General features: G+C 73.8%; 14 protein-coding genes. 10 read left to right on the top strand and 4 right to left on the bottom strand.

The window, feature by feature from the left end; translation table 11 throughout:
• The first annotated feature begins 292 nt into the window (after positions 1-292).
• The 5 genes from D476_RS0118340 to D476_RS0118360 all read left to right on the top strand — a co-directional run bounded on the left by D476_RS0118340 (position 293) and on the right by D476_RS0118360 (position 9,219).
• On the top strand, positions 293-1,714 hold the full coding sequence (locus D476_RS0118340; RefSeq protein WP_017625389.1) for an MFS transporter: 1,422 nt from the start codon (positions 293-295) through the stop codon (positions 1,712-1,714).
• Positions 1,715-2,172: 458 nt separating this feature from the next.
• Positions 2,173-3,861: a thiamine pyrophosphate-binding protein gene (locus D476_RS0118345; protein WP_017625390.1), complete on the top strand. Its 1,689-nt coding sequence runs from the start codon at positions 2,173-2,175 to the stop codon at positions 3,859-3,861.
• 25 nt (positions 3,862-3,886) lie between these two features.
• On the top strand, positions 3,887-5,116 hold the full coding sequence (gene frc / locus D476_RS0118350; RefSeq protein WP_017625391.1) for a formyl-CoA transferase: 1,230 nt from the start codon (positions 3,887-3,889) through the stop codon (positions 5,114-5,116).
• Between the two features lie 3 nt (positions 5,117-5,119).
• On the top strand, positions 5,120-7,270 hold the full coding sequence (locus D476_RS0118355; RefSeq protein WP_017625392.1) for an acetate--CoA ligase family protein: 2,151 nt from the start codon (positions 5,120-5,122) through the stop codon (positions 7,268-7,270).
• Between the two features lie 452 nt (positions 7,271-7,722).
• Positions 7,723-9,219, top strand: a complete 1,497-nt coding sequence (locus D476_RS0118360; RefSeq protein ID WP_017625393.1) for an Nramp family divalent metal transporter — start codon at positions 7,723-7,725, stop codon at positions 9,217-9,219.
• Positions 9,220-9,317: 98 nt separating this feature from the next.
• On the opposite strand, the gene D476_RS0118365 is transcribed toward D476_RS0118360, so the two are convergent.
• Positions 9,318-10,070 (bottom strand): TNT domain-containing protein, encoded by a 753-nt coding sequence (locus tag D476_RS0118365; RefSeq protein WP_017625394.1) that lies wholly within the window; start codon positions 10,068-10,070, stop codon positions 9,318-9,320.
• A gap of 224 nt (positions 10,071-10,294) precedes the next feature.
• On the opposite strand from D476_RS0118365, the gene D476_RS0118370 reads away from it, so the two are divergent.
• The gene (locus tag D476_RS0118370) at positions 10,295-11,194 is read left to right on the top strand and encodes a hypothetical protein (RefSeq protein ID WP_239648749.1); all 900 of its coding nucleotides are present in this window, start codon (positions 10,295-10,297) and stop codon (positions 11,192-11,194) included.
• A 67-nt stretch (positions 11,195-11,261) separates the two neighbouring features.
• Here D476_RS0118370 and D476_RS0118375 read toward each other — a convergent pair whose 3' ends face one another.
• Positions 11,262-11,849, bottom strand: coding sequence for an HhH-GPD-type base excision DNA repair protein (locus D476_RS0118375; RefSeq protein WP_017625396.1), 588 nt, complete (start codon positions 11,847-11,849; stop codon positions 11,262-11,264).
• A 304-nt stretch (positions 11,850-12,153) separates the two neighbouring features.
• Here D476_RS0118375 and D476_RS0118380 point away from each other — a divergent pair, with 304 nt between their 5' ends.
• A complete protein-coding gene (locus D476_RS0118380) occupies positions 12,154-12,366 on the top strand; it encodes a hypothetical protein (protein ID WP_017625397.1) in 213 nt (70 codons plus the stop codon).
• 176 nt (positions 12,367-12,542) lie between these two features.
• The gene (locus tag D476_RS0118385; protein ID WP_026123629.1) at positions 12,543-12,785 is read left to right on the top strand and encodes a hypothetical protein; all 243 of its coding nucleotides are present in this window, start codon (positions 12,543-12,545) and stop codon (positions 12,783-12,785) included.
• 79 nt (positions 12,786-12,864) lie between these two features.
• Here the strand turns inward: D476_RS0118385 and D476_RS39175 are convergent, their stop codons facing one another.
• Positions 12,865-13,515, bottom strand: a complete 651-nt coding sequence (locus D476_RS39175; RefSeq protein WP_017625399.1) for a peptidoglycan recognition protein family protein — start codon at positions 13,513-13,515, stop codon at positions 12,865-12,867.
• Between the two features lie 631 nt (positions 13,516-14,146).
• On the opposite strand from D476_RS39175, the gene D476_RS0118395 reads away from it, so the two are divergent.
• Together D476_RS0118395 and D476_RS39790 are read left to right on the top strand one after the other, a co-directional pair.
• Positions 14,147-14,920: an alpha/beta fold hydrolase gene (locus D476_RS0118395; protein WP_017625401.1), complete on the top strand. Its 774-nt coding sequence runs from the start codon at positions 14,147-14,149 to the stop codon at positions 14,918-14,920.
• Positions 14,917-16,206, top strand: a complete 1,290-nt coding sequence (locus D476_RS39790; protein WP_017625402.1) for a cytochrome P450 — start codon at positions 14,917-14,919, stop codon at positions 16,204-16,206. The genes D476_RS0118395 and D476_RS39790 overlap by 4 nt, the downstream gene beginning before the upstream one ends.
• 358 nt (positions 16,207-16,564) lie before the next feature.
• Here D476_RS39790 and D476_RS33785 read toward each other — a convergent pair.
• Positions 16,565-17,159: ACT domain-containing protein (locus D476_RS33785; protein ID WP_040726616.1), on the bottom strand; the 595-nt coding region annotated here is incomplete at its 5' end.

The following is a 17,159-nucleotide window of genomic DNA, read 5'->3' on the forward strand; positions in this document are numbered from 1 at the left end:
CTGATGGGCCACCGCCCTCAGTCGTCGCCGCTCTTCCTTGCACCCCGGCGGCCCGCCGCCCGGCCGGGGGCCGTGAGCGGGATACCTGCTGTTCCGTCGTTGCCGAACCGCGGCGGCCCACCCGCACGCCCGCCGCTCGACAACGCCGCCGAGACGGCCGCCGACCCGCCTCGTCGCCGCCCTCCCACCTCACACCCGGAGGCCCCGCCGCCCGGCCGAGGCCCGGGAGTGAGGCACCCTAGGCAGCGCCACCGTGTAAATGCATACTGTATGCACTCACAGGAGGTGACCCATGGACACCGCGCCTTCACCGTCCGCTACCCGGGACGGGTACCTGCCCTCCCCCTACTCGCCGCCGCCCGACGGGGTGTACCGCGACTGGTCCGGGCGGCGGTACCGGGTCGGACCCGCCGCGGTCGAGCTCGCCGGGTGCGGGCGGTCGCGGCTGCTCGGCCTGGCCGCAGCCGCCCTGGCCGCCGTCGGCGTGCTCCAGTACGGCTACGGCGCCGCCCTGCCCGCCGTCGCCGCCGCGCACGGCTGGCAGCCCGGCGCCGCCCTGCTCCCGTTCGCCGTCTGGGCGCTCGTCCAGGCCGTGTGCGCCGCCCCCGCCGCCCGCCTGCGCGCGTCGGGCCTGCTCCCGCCGCGCGCCGCCGTCCCCCTCGGGGCGCTGCTCAGCGCGTTGGCACTGATCACCCTCGGCTCCGCCCCCGGACTCGGGTGGGCCGTGCTCGGCTACGGCGTGGTCGGCGGCGTCGGCGCCGGACTCGTCTACCACTCGTGCGTGCACCTCGCCGCCGCCTGGTATCCCGAGCGCCCCACCTGGCACACCGCCTTCACCGGCGGCGCCTTCGCGCTGGGGACGGTCCCCGTCGCGGTCGCGGCGCCGACCGCCCTGGACCCCGGGTCCCTGCCCGCCGCCTGCGCCGTGCTCGCCGGGGTCGTCGCCGCGGTCGGCGTCGCCTGCGGCCGCCGCCTGCACGCCCCGCCGCCGGACTGGTGGCCGCCGGAGACCGACCCCCGCCGGTGGGCGCTGCGGCCCCGGTCGGGACCGGCCGCCTGCCGCGACCACTCCCCCACCGAGGCCTGGCGCAGCGGCGCCCTGCCCGCTCTGCACATCGTCGTCGCGGGCGCCGGAGCCGCGGCGCTCTTCGACCTGGCCGCCCTGCCGTCGCTGCTCGCCGGTTCCGGGTTCACTCCGGTCGCCGTCGCAGCCGCGATGGGCGCGCTCGTCGCCGCGAGCGGCTTGGGGCGCATCGCCGCGGGCCACTGGGGCGAGTACGGCGACCGGCGCCGCGTGCTCTCCGCGACGCTGGCCTGCGGGGCCGTGGCCCACCTGGGCATGATCGGCGCGGTGGCGGCCGGTTCATCCGGCGCCCTGGTCCTCTTCGCCGTCCCCGCGGGTCTCGGGGCGGGCGCCTGCTACCCGCTCACGCGCGCGCTGGCCGAGGACTTCTTCGGGGTCCGGGGGTCCGCTCGCATCCACGGCCTGGTCTACAGCGCGAAGGGGGCGGGCGGCCTGCTGGGCGTCGGCGCCGCCGCCGCGCTCGTCGCGTGGGGGCCGGGTGCGGGTGATGCGGCGGTGATCGGACTCGCGGCGGCCGGTGCCACCGCAGCCCTGGCCGCGGGGACGGCCGCCCGGCTCCGCCGTCCCGTCCTGACGAGGACGATCCCACGGACGAGAGCGACGGCCCCTCCGCACGGCTCTCTGCCGTGACGGGGTGAGTACCCGACCCGGCACATGGGTGCCCGGGCCGTCCCCGGCCATCGGGGCCCTCCCTGATCTCCCCGCCCCGCGGCCGCCCCGGCGTCGCCGTGCGCCCGCCCCCGCCCCATCTCCCGGGTCCCTCACCCTCCCGGCCGCCGGGGCTCTCCGTTCCCGGCCGACAGCGGCCCGGCATCGCCATGTCCCTACCCCGCCCCTCACCCGAACCCCTTCCCACGCCGAGGAGCGGGGCGAATCCCCGCCTCCCGCGCCCCGGAGCGCCCGCCCGGCGCGCGCCCCGGAATACACCCCCAGGGCATACGCCCCGGGCGGCCGTCCGCTCCGTGATCGAGATCGGTCGGTCCTGGGTCCTGGACAGCGGGCGCGGGCTGATGTAGCAAAGAAGCACATACTGTATGCAGTATTCGGACGCTCCGTCCGGCACCGATGAGTGAGGAGCGCATCCCTCCATGAGCAACGACACCGGCGAGGGGACCTCGATCTCCGGCGGCCACCTGGTGGCCAAGGCCCTCAAATCCGAGGGCGTGGACGTGGTCTTCACCCTCTGCGGCGGACACATCATCGACATCTACGACGGCTGCGCCGACGAGGGCATCGACGTCATCGACGTCCGCCACGAGCAGGTCGCCGCGCACGCCGCCGACGGGTACGCACGGGTCACCGGCCGCCCCGGATGCGCCGTGGTCACCGCCGGCCCCGGCACCACCGACGCCGTCACCGGCATCGCCAACGCCTACCGCGCCGAGAGCCCCATGCTGGTCATCGGCGGCCAGGGCGCCCTCAGCCAGCACAAGATGGGCTCCCTGCAGGACCTCCCGCACGTCGACATGATCGCGCCGATCTCCAAGTTCGCCGCGACCGTGCCGCACACCGAACGCGTCGCCGACATGGTCTCCATGGCCTTCCGCGAGGCGCACAACGGCGCCCCCGGCCCGTCCTTCCTGGAGATCCCGCGCGACATCCTGGACGCGAGCGTGCCGGTGGAGGGCGCCCGCATCCCCAAGGCGGGGCACTACCGCGCCTCGGCCCGGCAGGCGGGCGACCCCGAGGCCGTCGAGCGCCTGGCCGAACTGCTCGTGCGCTCCGAGCGCCCCAGCATCCTCCTCGGCGGGCAGGTATGGACCTCCCGGGCCACCGACACCGCCGTCGACCTGGTGCGCACGCTCAACGTGCCCGCCTTCATGAACGGCGCCGGGCGCGGCACCCTCCCTCCGGGCGACCCGCACCACTTCCAGCTCTCGCGTCGGCACGCCTTCCGCGAGTCCGACCTCATCATCATCGTCGGCACCCCGTTCGACTTCCGGATGGGCTACGGCAAGCGCCTGTCGCCCGACGCGACGGTGGTGCAGATCGACCTGTCCTACACGACGGTCGGCAAGAACCGCGACATCGACCTGGGCATCGTCGGCGACCCCGACACCGTCCTGGCGGCGGTCCTGCAGGCGGCCTCGGGCTTCAACGACACCGGCGCCCAAGGGCGCAAGCCGTGGCTGGAGGAGCTGCGGGCCGTCGAGGCCAAGACCCGCAACGAGCGCGCCGGGCTGTTCACCTCCGACGCCTCCCCCATCCACCCCTACCGCCTGGTATCGGAGATCAACGACTTCCTCACCGAGGACTCGATGTACATCGGCGACGGCGGCGACATCGTCACCTTCTCCGGGCAGGTGATCCAGCCCAAGTCCCCCGGGCACTGGCTCGACCCGGGCCCCCTGGGCACCCTCGGCGTGGGGGTGCCGTTCGCGATGGCCGCCAAGTACGCCCGCCCCGACAAGGAGATCGTCACCCTCTTCGGCGACGGCGCGTTCAGCCTCACCGGCTGGGACTTCGAGACCATGGTCCGCTTCGACCTGCCGTTCGTGGGCATCGTCGGCAACAACTCCTCGATGAACCAGATCCGCTACGGCCAGATCGCCAAGTACGGCGCCGACCGGGGCGAGATCGGCAACACCCTCGGCGACGTGCGCTACTCGGAGTTCGCCAAGATGCTCGGCGGCTACGGCGAGGAGGTCCACGACCCGGCCGAGATCGGCCCGGCGCTGCGCCGCGCGCGCGAGTCCGGCAAGCCCTCCCTCATCAACGTCTGGATCGATCCGGAGGTCTACGCCCCCGGAACGATGAACCAGACCATGTACAAGTGACCCGGCCCCGAAGGGAGACTCGGCCATGAGCAAGGCACTCGACGGGGTCCGCGTACTCGACATGACGCACGTGCAGTCGGGCCCCTCGGCGACGCAGATCCTGGCGTGGCTCGGCGCGGACGTGCTGAAGCTGGAGGCGCCCTCCGGCGACATCACCCGCCGCCAGCTGCGGGACCTGCCCGACGTCGACAGCCTCTACTTCACGATGCTCAACGGCAACAAGCGCAGCATCACCCTCAACACCAAGTCCGAGGACGGCAAGAGGCTCTTCCTGGACCTGGTCAAGCGCAGCGACGTGCTGGTGGAGAACTTCGCCCCGGGCGCCCTCGACCGCATGGGCTTCACCTGGGAGGTGCTCGAGGAGGCCAACCCGCGCCTGGTCTACGCCTCGATCAAGGGCTTCGGCCCCGGCGCCTACGCGGACTTCAAGGCCTACGAGGTCATCGCCCAGGCGATGGGCGGGTCGATGAGCACGACCGGGTTCGACTCCGGGCCGCCGCTGGCCACCGGCGCGCAGATCGGCGACTCGGGCACCGGCATGCACACCGTCGCCGGGATCCTGGCCGCCCTCTACCAGCGCACCGCCACCGGCCGGGGGCAGCGGGTCGAGGTCGCGATGCAGGACGCGGTGCTCAACCTGTGCCGGGTCAAGCTGCGCGACCAGCAGCGCCTGGCCCACGGGGTGCTCAAGGAGTACCCCAACTCCGAGTTCGGCGACGAGGTGCCGCGCTCGGGCAACGCCTCGGGCGGCGGCCAGCCGGGGTGGGCGGTGCGCACCGCGCCCGGCGGCCCCAACGACTACGTGTACGTCATCATCCAGCCGCAGGGCTGGGCGCACCTGGCCGAGCTGGCCGGGCGCCCCGAGCTGGCCGAGGACCCCGAGTGGGCGACCCCCGAGGCACGGCTGGACAAGCTGGACAAGGCCTTCGGGATCATCGAGGAGTGGTCCTCGGGCCTGCCCAAGTGGGAGGTGCTGGGCAAGCTCACCGAGCGCGGAATCCCCTGCGGGCCGATCCTGTCCACCAAGGAGATCATCGAGGACCCCACGCTGCGGGCCAACGGCATCGTCACCGACGTCGAGCACCCGGAGCGCGGCGGCTACACCACGGTGGGCCTGCCCATCCGGCTCTCGGACTCGCCGGCCGACGTGGCCCGGTCCCCGCTGCTGGGCGAGCACAACGCCGACGTCTACGGCGGCGAGCTGGGCCTGACCGACGAGGAGATCGCCGACCTCGCATCGAACGGAGTGATCTGACCGATGTCCCCCTCACCCTCTTCCCCCGGGCCGGACCGCGCCGCCGTGCGCGCGGTGCTGGACCGGGCGCGCGCCGAGGGCCGCACCGCGCTCACCGCCCCCGAGGGCAAGGCGCTGGCCGACGCCTACGGAATCCCGGTGCCCGGCGAGGCGCTGGCCTCCTCCGCCGACGAGGCGGTCGCCCGCGCCGTGGAGCTCGGCCTGCCCGTGGTCGCCAAGATCGTCTCGCCCGACATCCTGCACAAGACCGACGCCGGAGGCGTCGCGGTGGGCCTGGACTCGCCGCGGGCGGTGCAGGAGGCCTACGAGCGCATCATCGCCGCCGCGCGCCGGTACGACCCCGAGGCGCGCATCGACGGCGTGCAGATCCAGCGCATGGTGCCCGCCGGGACCGAGGTGCTCATCGGCGCCGCCACCGACCCCACGTTCGGCAAGATCGCGGTGTTCGGCCTGGGCGGGATCCTCGTCGAGGTCCTCAAGGACGCCGCGTTCCGGCTGGCGCCGCTGTCCCGCGCCGACGCGCTGGAGCAGATCGGCTCGCTGCGCGCCGCCGAGGTGCTGGACGGGGTGCGCGGCGGCGAGGCCGTGGACCGCGAGGCCCTGGCCGACCTGCTGGTGAGCCTGTCGGAGCTGGTGACCGACTTCCCGGAGATCGCCGAGGCCGACCTGAACCCGGTGTTCGCCTCGGCGTCCGGCGCGATGGCGGCGGACGTGCGCTTCGTGCTCGACTTCGACCCGCCCGAGCCGCCGCCGCGGTACGGCCGCGAGGAGATCCAGTCGGCGATGGAGCGGGTGTTCCGCCCCCGGTCGATCGCGGTGGTGGGCGCGTCCAACGAGGCCGGCAAGATCGGCAACTCGGTGATGCGCAACATCGTCGACGGCGGGTTCGCGGGCGAGGTCTACCCGGTCAACCCGAAGGCCGACGAAGTCTACGGGCGGCGGGCCTACGCCTCGGTGGGCGACATCCCCGGCGGGATCGACGTCGCGGTGTTCGCCATCCCGGCCCAGTTCGTGGCCGGGGCGCTGGAGGAGGTCGGCGCCAAGGGCGCGGCGGGCGCCGTGCTGATCCCCTCCGGTTTCGCCGAGACCGGCCGCCAGGACCTGCAGGACGAGGTCCTGGCGGTCGCGCGGCGGCACGGGGTGCGACTGCTGGGGCCCAACATCTACGGGTACTACTACACGCCCGAGAAGCTGTCGGCGACCTTCTGCACCCCCTACGACGTGGCCGGGGGCACGGCGCTGACCTCGCAGTCCGGCGGCATCGGCATGGCCATCCTGGGATTCAGCCGCAGCACCGGGACCGGGGTGTCGGCGATCGTGGGCGTGGGCAACAAGGCCGACATCGACGAGGACGACCTGCTGACGTTCTTCGGCTCCGACGACAACACCCGCGCCGTGGCGATGCACCTGGAGGACCTCAAGGACGGCCGGGCGTTCGTCGAGGCCGCGCGCGAGGTGGTGCCGCGCAAGCCGGTGGTGGTGCTCAAGGCCGGGCGCACGTCGGCCGGGGCGAAGGCGGCCGGGTCGCACACCGGCGCGCTCGCCGGGGACGACAAGGTCTACGACGACATCCTGCGGCAGGCGGGGGTGGTGCGCGCGCCGGGCCTGCGGGAGCTGCTGGAGTACGGCAGGGCGCTGCCGGTGCTCCCGGCGCCCGAGGGCGAGAACATCGTGATCATCACCGGCGCGGGCGGGTCGGGCGTGCTGCTGTCCGACGCGGTCGTGGACAACGGGATGTCGCTGTACGAGATCCCGCCCGACCTGGACGAGGCGTTCCGGGCGTTCATCCCGCCGTTCGGCGCGGCCGGGAACCCGGTCGACATCACCGGCGGGGAGCCGCCGTCCACCTACGAGAAGACGATCCGCCTGGGCCTGGAGGACCCGCGGGTGCACGCGCTGGTGCTGGGCTACTGGCACACCATCGTCACCCCGCCCATGGTCTTCGCCGAGCTGGTGGCCGACGTGGTGCAGGCCGCGCGGGCCGAGGGCATCGACAAGCCGGTCGTGGCCTCGCTCTCCGGCGACACCGAGGTCGAGGCCGCCAGCGCCCACCTGTTCGAGCACGGGGTGGCCGCCTACCCCTACACCACCGAGATGCCGGTTCAGGTGCTGGGCGCCAAGTACCGGTGGGCCCGGGCCGCCGGGCTCCTCTGACCGGGGCCCCGGCCGGGCGGGGACCGCCCGGCCGGGGAGCGGGCGGGGGCGCGGCTTGACCGGGCCGCGCCCCGGGGCGCACTATCCTTCGCACCCGCCCCGGCAGGCACATGCCGATACCGACGACACGTCCGGCGCCCCGGCAGCGCCGGCCCGCCCCTCCCCGGCCCCGGTCCCCGGCCGCACCGCCCTCCGACCCGCACCGCCGACGGCGCGAGCCGCCGCCGCACGACACGAGCCACATGTGACACCAGCCGACACGCGCCCCCGGCCGCGGCCCGCCATCCGCGCCCCGGGCACCGGCCGCGTCCGCCCGCGGCCCCGACCGTTCCGAACACCGCACGACAAGGAGACGGCCACGTTCGAGACCAGCGAGCCGAGGCGTTCCAAGGGGGCTGATGGGGGCTGCGCATCCCGCCCGCATCCGCACTGTCGTCCAAGGAGTCGACCCCATGGATCCTGCCGGTAGAGCACCAGGCGGAGTACCCGAGGACGGCGCCGCGAGCGCCGCCGAACAGCCGCACGCGCCGCAGACCGAGGCGCCCCCTGTCCCCCCTCCCCGCCCGGCCGCCGAGGCGGACGGTGACGGGCGCGCACCCGCGGCCTCCGAGCAGGAGGCCCCGCCCATCCGCCTGGAGGCCCCCGGCACCGGCCTCCGCGACACCTGGAAGGCGATGGGCCCCGGTATCGCCGCGGCGATGACCGGTATCGGCGCCAGCCACATCATGCACGGGCCCACCGCGGGCGCCCAGTTCGGCTACGCCCTGCTGTGGGTGATCCCGTTCGCCTACATCATGAAGTACTGCGCCTTCGAGTTCGCGCACCGCTACACCCTGGTGCGGGGCGAAAGCATCATGGAGGCCTACGAGCGCGTCGGCAAGGGGCGCGGGATGTGGCCGCTCTGGTACCTGGGCGGCCAGTCGCTCGTCAACACCTTCGGCATCGCGGGGCGCGCCCTGGGCTGCGCGGCGATGCTGTGGGCGGCGTTCCCGTTCCTGCCCCTGCAGGTGTGGGCGGTGCTGGTGCTGCTGTCCAGCGTCGCCGTGTTGTGGGCCGGGCGGTACAAGGCGCTGGAACTGGCGGTCAAGATCGCGATCATCGTGTTCGCCGCCGCGGTGATCCTCGCCTTCCTGCTGCAGTCGCCGCCTCCCGGCGAGTACCTGGTGCGGCTGGCGCCCGCGCTGCCGCCCGCCGGGGCGATGCTGCTGTTCAGCGCGATGTGGGGGTACTTCCCCACCACCGTCGAGGTGGCGCCGATGCAGTCCAACTGGGCGGTGGACAAGAAGAGCGGGATGGTCCGGGTGCGCGAGCTGCGGGCGCAGGGCCACCGCGTCGAGGTCGCCCCGGACTACCTGCGCAACCACCTGAAGCTGATGCGCCGGGACATGAACATCTCCTACATCATCTCGGCGCTGACCGGGATGGCGTTCCTGATCGTGGGCGCGGTGGTGCTGAACCCGCTGGGGGTGGTCCCCGAGTCGCAGGAGATGGGCTCCACGATCGCGCGGATCTACACCGACACCTTCGGCGGGTGGATCTTCCCGGTGATCATCGCCGGCGGCGTGGCGGCGCTGTGGTCCACGGTGTTCACCTATTTCGACGGCCAGGCGCGGGTGTTCGAGGAGTGCGCGGTGCGGATCCGCCGCGCATGGGACTCCCCGCGCATCCGCAAGGGGATCTACCGCGGGTTCCAGATCCTGTGGCTGGTGGCGGGGACCGCGATCATCTTCGGGTTGCCCAAGCCCATCGTGGTGGTGCAGATCGCCTCGGTGCTGGCGCTGTTCTTCGCCCCGGTGCTGTTCTGGCTGAACATCCGGGCCCTGAAGGACTTCACCGGAGAGGAGAGGAAGTACCTGCCGTCCCGGTTCATGATCGCGTGGGCCTGGGTGGGCATGATCGGCCTGGCGGCGGTCAGCGTGTTCTTCCTGTACACCGAATACCTCTCGTGACCCGCTGACCCGGCCGGTCGCACCCCGGGGCGCCCGCCCGGACCGACGGTCCGGGCGGGCGCCCCGGCCGTCCGGGCCCCGCCCGTTCCCGGGGCGGGTCAGCCGCCGTCGGCGCAGTCCCCGGCCGGGCGGTCCTCGATGTAGCCCCACTCGACGAGCGAGTCGGCCCCGAGCCGGGCGTCCCCCTCGGCCTCGGGGACGAGTGCGGGGTCGAGGAGGATCTGCTCGCCGCCACCGGGCTGCTCGAAGGCGGGGGCGATGGGGCCGACCTGGGCCTTGAAGGGCTCGGTCACCACGTAGCAGCGGTAGTTGTGCACGGGGCCGCCCTCCCAGGTGTTGAGCGCGTCGGGCGGCAGGGAGCGCTGTCCGAAGGGGGCGCCCGCGGGGGCGAGGTAGCTGCCCCAGGGGGAGCCGAAGCGGTCGAGGGCCTCGCCTTCGGCGATCTCTTCGACCTCCTTGACGGGTTCGCCGTCGTCGACCCGGAAGCCGTCGTGCGGCGGGTAGTCCCACCCCTCCCAGGGCTCGCCGGTGTCGGGGTCGACCCCCCGCTCCCAGTGCCGGGCGAGGAAGGCCACGGGGTTGAGGGGGCCGAGCCGGTCGTAGTCCTCCACGAGGTCGCCCACGACACCGTCGTCGGGGACCTCGTCGGGCCCCAGGCGCGGGTCGCCGCACAGGTAGGTGTCGCGGTCCTGCTCAGAGGGCGGCGGGCCGGACACGGGGCAGGGGCTGTCGAAGTCGGGGACGTCCGGCGGGACGTCGGCCGCCACCGAGGCGGACGCCGGGAGCCCGACCGCCCCGAAGGCGGCCACGGCCGAGACGACGGCGACGACACGTGCGGGGCGAAGGGCCATACGCTGCTCCGTTCCACGAGGATCAGGAACTCTTTGTAGTGACCCTAACACCGAAAGTAATGACGATTCCGGGGGTTCACCGCACGGCGAGGGCCGGGCCGACCGCGGACCGCGCCGCCCCCGTGCCCGGCGGCACAGAGGCGGGATCAGGCGGCGCCCTGCGCGGCGAGAAATTCCGAGAAATCTCCTTCCTCGTCGCACGTGTCCACCTATCGTCACGGAACGTGCCATCGCAACGACACGACGCGGCCAAGGATCTGGCCGCCGACTCCCCCCAGACCATCGCGCGGCTGGTTCACATGAAAGCCGCAGTCGAAATCCGTCCGGACGCACCGTTCCGGCCCGAGAAGAATGAAGTCAACGACCGACCGTCAAGGGACCTCTTCCCGGACATCGTGTTCTCGCAGGGGTTTCCCTCCAACCCCACGGGCATCTTCGTGGTAGAGGTCCAGCACGAGAAGGACGAGGGAAAGCGCAGGCAGATCCCGCGTTATGCCGCGGCGCTCTGGCTGTTCCACCGGTGTACGACGATCGTGGCCGTGTTCAGTCCGGACCAGGCGGCCGCCGAATACTACTCCGAACCCATCGCGACCGAGCTGCCCGGATACACCTGCCCGCCGGTGGCGATCGGCCCGAAGGACATCCCCGTCGTCAATGACGTGGACACCGCCGTCGCCGACCCGGCGCTGGCGGCGTTGAGCGTCATGGCGCACGGGGCCGCCCCCGGGGTGCTCGACACCTTCATGGACGGGCTGACGCGGCTCGAACCCGATGACTCCTCGAAGTACTATGAATACGCCTACCGCCTCGCGTCACAGCAGGTCAAGACCAACCTGGAGGCCGCAATGTCATCGTCCGCCTGGCCCGTGTACAGCCCCTTCGCCAAAGAGCACTTCTCCCGGGGACGCGAGGAAGGCCACGAGGAAGGCCGCGAGGAAGGCCGCGAGGAAGGTGTCATCGAAGAGCGCGCCTCCGCCATCCTCGACATCCTGCATGCACGGGGCAAGGCGGTCGACGACGGCATCCGTGCCCGCATCACCGGCTGCACCGACGGCGAGAAGCTGAGGACCTGGCTCTTCGCGGCCGCGACCGCCGACAAGGCCGAGGACATCTTCGACGCCTGACGTGCCCCACCTCGCCTGACGTTCCTCCCGGCGGGCGCCCCACACACAGGGCGCCCGCCGACGGCGTTCAGCCCTTCTTCGCCTTGGCGGCGGCCTTCATCGCCTTCTTCGTCTCGCGGACCTCGTTCAGGGTCTGGTCGTCGACCACGTCCGCGATGGACCGGCGCGCCCCCTCCTCGCCGTAGGCGCCCGCGGCCTCGCGCCAGCCCTCCGGGCGGGCGCCCATCTGCTTGCCCAGCAGGGCCAGGAAGATCCGCGCCTTCTGGTCGCCGTAGCCCGGCAGGGCCGTGAGGCGCTTGAGGACCTCCTTGCCGTCCGGGTCGCCCCGGGTCCACACCGCCTCGGCGCGCCCGCCGTACTCCGAGGCGACCGCGGCGCACAGCGCCTGCACGCGTTTGGCCATCGCCCCGGGGAACCGGTGCACCGCCGGTGTCTGCGAGAACAGCTCGGCGAAGGCCTCCGGTCCGTACCCGGCGATCTCGGCGGCGTCCAGGCGGTCGCGGCCCATCCGGTCGGCGATCTTCTTCGGCCCGGCGAAGGCCGTCTCCATCGCCACCTGCTGGTCCAGGAGCATGCCGATCATCAGCGCCAGCGGGTCCGACGACAGCAGCGCGTCGGCTCCGGCGTCCCCGGTCAGGTGAAGCTCATGTTCCATGGATCCGATCCTCCCACCGCGCGGGCCGTGGGCCCGCCGTGCCGCGCGGGAGGCCCGGCGGGCGCGCGGCGGGCGACCGTTCCGTCCCGGCGTGTCGCCGATGCCGTGATTCGGTCCGCCGAAACCCCCGCCCCGCCCGGCGGCCCCGCGGTCCGCAGTGTCCCGGTTCGACCACCGCGCAAGGGGACCGGCGACACACCCCCGACCTCGACCTCTTCACAATAAGTAGCGAGTCCGCTACTGTTCGTCGTGACCAAAAGGGGGCCGACCGCCCCTGTCCCTGTCTCTCGTATGAGGAGAACCCGTGAAGAAGTTCCTCGCGGTCGCGGCCGTCGCGGCCGGCGCCCTGATGGCCACCGCGCCCGCGGCCTCCGCCGGCGACAGCTACGCGCTGATCAACGGCGACGTGCTGCCCTGCACCGTGGCGCCGTGGAACTGGGAGGGCCCGCTGAACATCCTCTCGCCCAGCGGCGACTACAACGCCTGCCAGAAGATCGGCGTCACCCACGGCGGCTGACCCCCGCACCGAGGCTTCCTCCGCGCGGTGGACGCTGCGAGGTGGGACGAGCGCGGAGCCGGGAGCGGCGCACCCCCTTCCGGCTCCGCACTCCGCACCCCGCGCGCAGCCGCCGCGCCGACGGACCTTTCGACCTTGAACGACCCGCACCACCGGAATCGAACGGAGTGACCACCATGAAGAAGGCCTTCGCGGTCGCCGCCCTGACCGCCGCCGCGTTCGGCGTCGCCGCCCCCGCCTACGCGGGCGGCTACGGCCACGACGGGCACCACAACGGCGGTGACAGCTACGCGCTGATCAACGGCGACGTGGCGCCCTGCACCATCGCGCCCTGGAACTGGGAGGGCCCGCTGAACATCCTCTCGCCCAGCGGCGACTACAACGCCTGCCAGAAGATCGGCGTCACCCACGGCGGCTGAACCGCCCGCGGTACCGGCGCGCGGAGGGCCGGGGAGCGCTGCTCCCCGGCCCTCCCCCGTGTCCGGCGCTCCCGGAGGGTCAGGCGTAGCCGCCCTCAAGGCGCGGGCGGACCGCCTCGTCGAACGCGGCGGCGAAGGTGTCGCCCGGGCACTCGGTCGCCATCCAGTCGCGGTGGCGCGTCACGCCCTTCTGCACCGACGCCTCGCCGTTGACCGGGTTGACGTACTCCACCTCGGTGTTGGGCGGCACACCGGTCAGCTCGCACAGCAGCCGCAGCACCGCCACCAGCGAGTCCAGCGCCGCGTCCGTGGGCATGGCGTCGGTGAAGTCGCCCATCACGCACACGCCGATGTTGCCGCTGTTCATCAGGTAGACGTGGCCCGCGGTCACCGACTCGGCCGACCCCGGCGACGGGAGCTCGGCGAAGACCGGCAGCCCGTCATCGCCCGAGTGGCGCCCCTCGTAGACCCGCCCGTCGGGGTCGATCAGCAGGTGGTAGCCGATGTCGCCCCAGTTCTGCGTGACCGCGTGGTAGTAGTAGATGCCCCGCACGTCGGCGGCGTAGTCGCCGCTCAGCTCGGTCGCCGTGTGGTGGACGGTGATCGTCTGCACGGGGTAGTACGCGGTGGGCCAGACCTCCTCGCCCGAGTCGTCGAAGCGCAGCGACTCGTCCGCGCCCCAGCCCGCCCGGGTCAGGTAGGTCAGGCCCCCGGCCCCGGCCGCGCCCATGTCGCTGCGGAGCCCGCCGGTGCGGCGGGCCCCNTGACGTTCAGGGCCGTGCTGCGGGCGACGCCGCCCTCGCACCGGACCTCGTACCCGGTGCAGCCGCGCGGCGCCGCCGCCAGCGCGGCGGTCGCGGGCCTGTCGTCGCGGCCCCCGTGGACGTGCACCGGGCGCCAGTCGGTCATGCCCTCACCCGTGGCGAACCGCACCTCGGCGGCGCCGCCGGACTCCGGCTCCACCGCCACGTAGTCGACCCCGATGCCGGGGCGCACCGCGCCCCGGCCGACCGGGGCGGCCTCCTCCAGCACCCGGGGCACGCCGTCGGCCCCGGTGTCCGCGGGCGCCCGCCGCTCCTGGGCCTGCGCCGCGGGGCCCGCCGCCGCGGCCAGGGCCGCGCCGCCGACGCCCGCCTTGACGAACTCACGCCGTCTCACCTGGTTCTCCGTCCATGTGGGGAATGCGCGGGGATCCCGCGGCCCGGGCCGCGGAACGCGCTCACCCTACAAGCGGGGCCCCCGGGGCGGGAGGGGCCCAATGGGGCGGGACGGGGGCCGATCACGCGCGGCCCCTTGACGGGGCGGGCGCCACGGGTGAGTCTCCTGGCGTCGGAGCAGCGCGTTCGAGGAGGCACGCGAAGATGACCGCTGGATGGACCGAGGAGTGCCGCCGGATCGGCGGGGGCGACCACCCGGTGATCGCCCTGCACGGGTGGTTCGGGTCCGGGGAGGCATGGGCCCCGATCTGGCCCCACCTGGACCGGGACGCCTTCACCTACGCCTTTCCCGACTACCGCGGCTACGGCCGCCGCAAGGGCGAGCCCGGGGAGTTCACCCTGGCCGAGGCCGCCGCCGACGTGCTCGCCCTGGCCGACGCGCAGGGCTGGGACCGGTTCTCGCTGGTGGGCCACTCCATGGGCGGCATCGTGATGCAGCGGGTGCTGGCCGACGCCCCCGACCGGGTCCGGGCGATGGTCGGGGTGGCGCCGGTGCCCGCCTCCGGGGTGCCCTTCGACGCCGAGACGCGGGCGGTGTTCGACGGCGCCGCCGACGACCCGGCGCTGCGCCGCGCGATCGTGGACATGACCACCGGCAAGCGGCTGACCGGCGTGTGGGTGGACGCGGTCGTGGCGCACTCGCTGGAGAACGCCGACCGCGACGCCTTCGCCGCCTACCTGAGGGCCTGGGCCGACACCGACCTGCACGAGGAGGTCGAGGGCAGCCCCGTGCCGGTGCTCGCGGTCGCCGGGGAGCACGACCCCGCCCTGGGCGCCGACGCCCTGCGGCCCACCTTCGGCGCCTGGTACCCCGAGGCCGAGATCGAGGTGATGGCCAACGCCGGGCACTACCCCGCCGACGAGGTGCCGGTGGCGCTGGCCACCACCATCGAGCGGCACCTGGCGGGCCGCACGTGAGCGCTCCGGCGCCCGCACCGGACGTGTTCGACCCGCGGGTGTTCGCCCGGGGCGTCCCGCACACCGCGCTGCGGAGGCTGCGCGAGGACGACCCGGTCTCCTGGCAGGCCGAGCACGAGGTGGGGGCGTGGCCGGCGGGGCCCGGCTTCTGGGCGGTGACCCGGCACGCGGACGTGCGGCACGTGCTGCGCACCCCGGAGGTGTTCTCCTCGCACGCGGGCGCCACCCAGATCCGCGACCCCGACCCGGACGACCTTCCCTTCATCCGCCGGACGATCCTGAACATGGACCCGCCCGAGCACATGCGGCTGCGGCGGCTGGTGACCCCGGCGTTCACCCGCAGGCGCCTGGAGCGCTTCACCGGCTCCGTCGCCGCGCGCGCCCGCGCCCTGCTGGAGCCGGTCGCCGCGAGCGGCCGCTGCGACCTCCCGGCGGAGGTGACCGACGACTTCCCGCTGAGCAACCTGGCCGACCTGCTCGGCATGCCGCCGGGCGACCGCCACCTCATGCTGGAGTGGACCAACCGGGTGATCGGCTACCAGGACGACGAACACGCCGAGCCGGTCCTGGGCGCGGACGGGCGCCCCGTCAACCCCCGTTCGCCCGCCCGGCTCGCGGACATGTTCGACTACGCGGCCGAGCTGGCCGAGGCCAAGCGGCGCCGCCCGGGCGAGGACCTGATGACGGCGCTGGTGCACGCCGAGGTGGACGGGCGCGGGCTGGCCCCCCAAGAGCTGCGGATGTTCTTCTTCCTGCTGGTCATCGCGGGCAACGACACGGTGCGCAGCGCCCTGCCCGGCGGGGTGCTGGCGCTGGCCGACCACCCCGGCGAGCACGCCCGCCTGGCGGCCGACCCGGGCCTGGTGCCGTCGGCGGTGGAGGAGATGCTGCGCTGGCACCCGCCGGTGCTGACGTTCCGGCGCACGGCGGTACGCGACACCGGGCTGGGCGGTCGGCGCATCCGGGCCGGGGACAAGGTGGTGGTGTACCACTGCTCGGCCCACTTCGACGAGCGGGCGTTCACCGACCCCGACCGTTTCGACGTGGGCCGCTCGCCCAACGACCACTTGGCCTTCGGCGACGGGCCGCACCTGTGCCTGGGGGCGCACTTCGCGCGGCTGCAGATGCGGATCTTCTTCACCGAGATGCTGCGCATGCTGCCGTGCCCCCGGCGCGACGGCCCGGTCAAGCGGCTGACGTCGAACTTCATCAACGGAATCTCCCACCTGCCACTGCGCTGGGAGGGGGAGGTGGAGAGACGGAGACAAGGGCACGAAGAGGAGTAGAGGGAGACGGGTTCGCCGGAGCGGCACGCCCCGGCGGCCCGGCGGACGGCAGGCAGCCCGAAGCGGGGTGTCTGCTGTTCCCGTTGCTGCCGGTCACGGTGGCCATCTGCACGCGCGGCGGCCGACAGCGCTGTGGTGGAGGCCGCCACCTCCCCTCGCCGCCGGCCTCCACCGGCGTCGCTCCGCTGGGCCGGAATGGTGTGGCTTCCATTCGGACGGTTCAGTCCTGCGGTTCCACACGGGGCGCGCGATGTCGCACCGCTCCGGCGGACATCGTCAGTCGGCCCGGGCCGCCCCGGTACACGGGTCCGAATCGTGCCGGTGCTCAAGCCCGGATCGGCCCCGTCTCCACCGGAAATCACGTCGCTCCGAGTGGCGCGGCCGGGCGGGACACGGCCGATACGGCCTCGATGAACGCGCGGCACCGGGCGAACTCCACCGCGGTGAACGGCACCCGCTCACGGCGCAGCACGATGTGCCCTTCCCCGGGGGCCGACAGGCACAGCGCAGTCCCGGACGGCTCGTCGGGGGGCGTCCCCTCCGGGGGCTCCGCCACGTGCTCGGCTCCGTCCGCACCGCACAGGTCGGCCAGCGCCCCCGCCAAGGGCGCCCCTCCGGCCACGGCCGCCACCAGGGAGAGCGCGCGCCCGGTGGTGTCGCGCAGGTCGCGCACGTCAGCGGGCTCGACCACGGGCGCGTGCCCGCCCGCGCGCACCACCGCCGCGCGCAGCCGCTCCGGCCCGACCGGTCCGGGCGCGGTGAGGAAGAAGTCGTCCAAGGCCTCCCCCGCCCCCGGGTGGACCTGCACCAGACGGATGTCCGCGCCCAACTCGGCCATGCGGCCGGTGAGCGCGGCCAGGCCGCCGGGCAGGTCGTCCACTGCCACGCGCAGCCGCCACAGCCGCTCGCCCTGAGAGTGCGGGGCGGTTTCCGATGCGGCGGCGGGGCCACGG

The sequence above is a fragment of the Nocardiopsis chromatogenes YIM 90109 genome (genome assembly GCF_000341185.1).
Lineage (GTDB): Bacteria > Actinomycetota > Actinomycetes > Streptosporangiales > Streptosporangiaceae > Nocardiopsis_A > Nocardiopsis_A chromatogenes.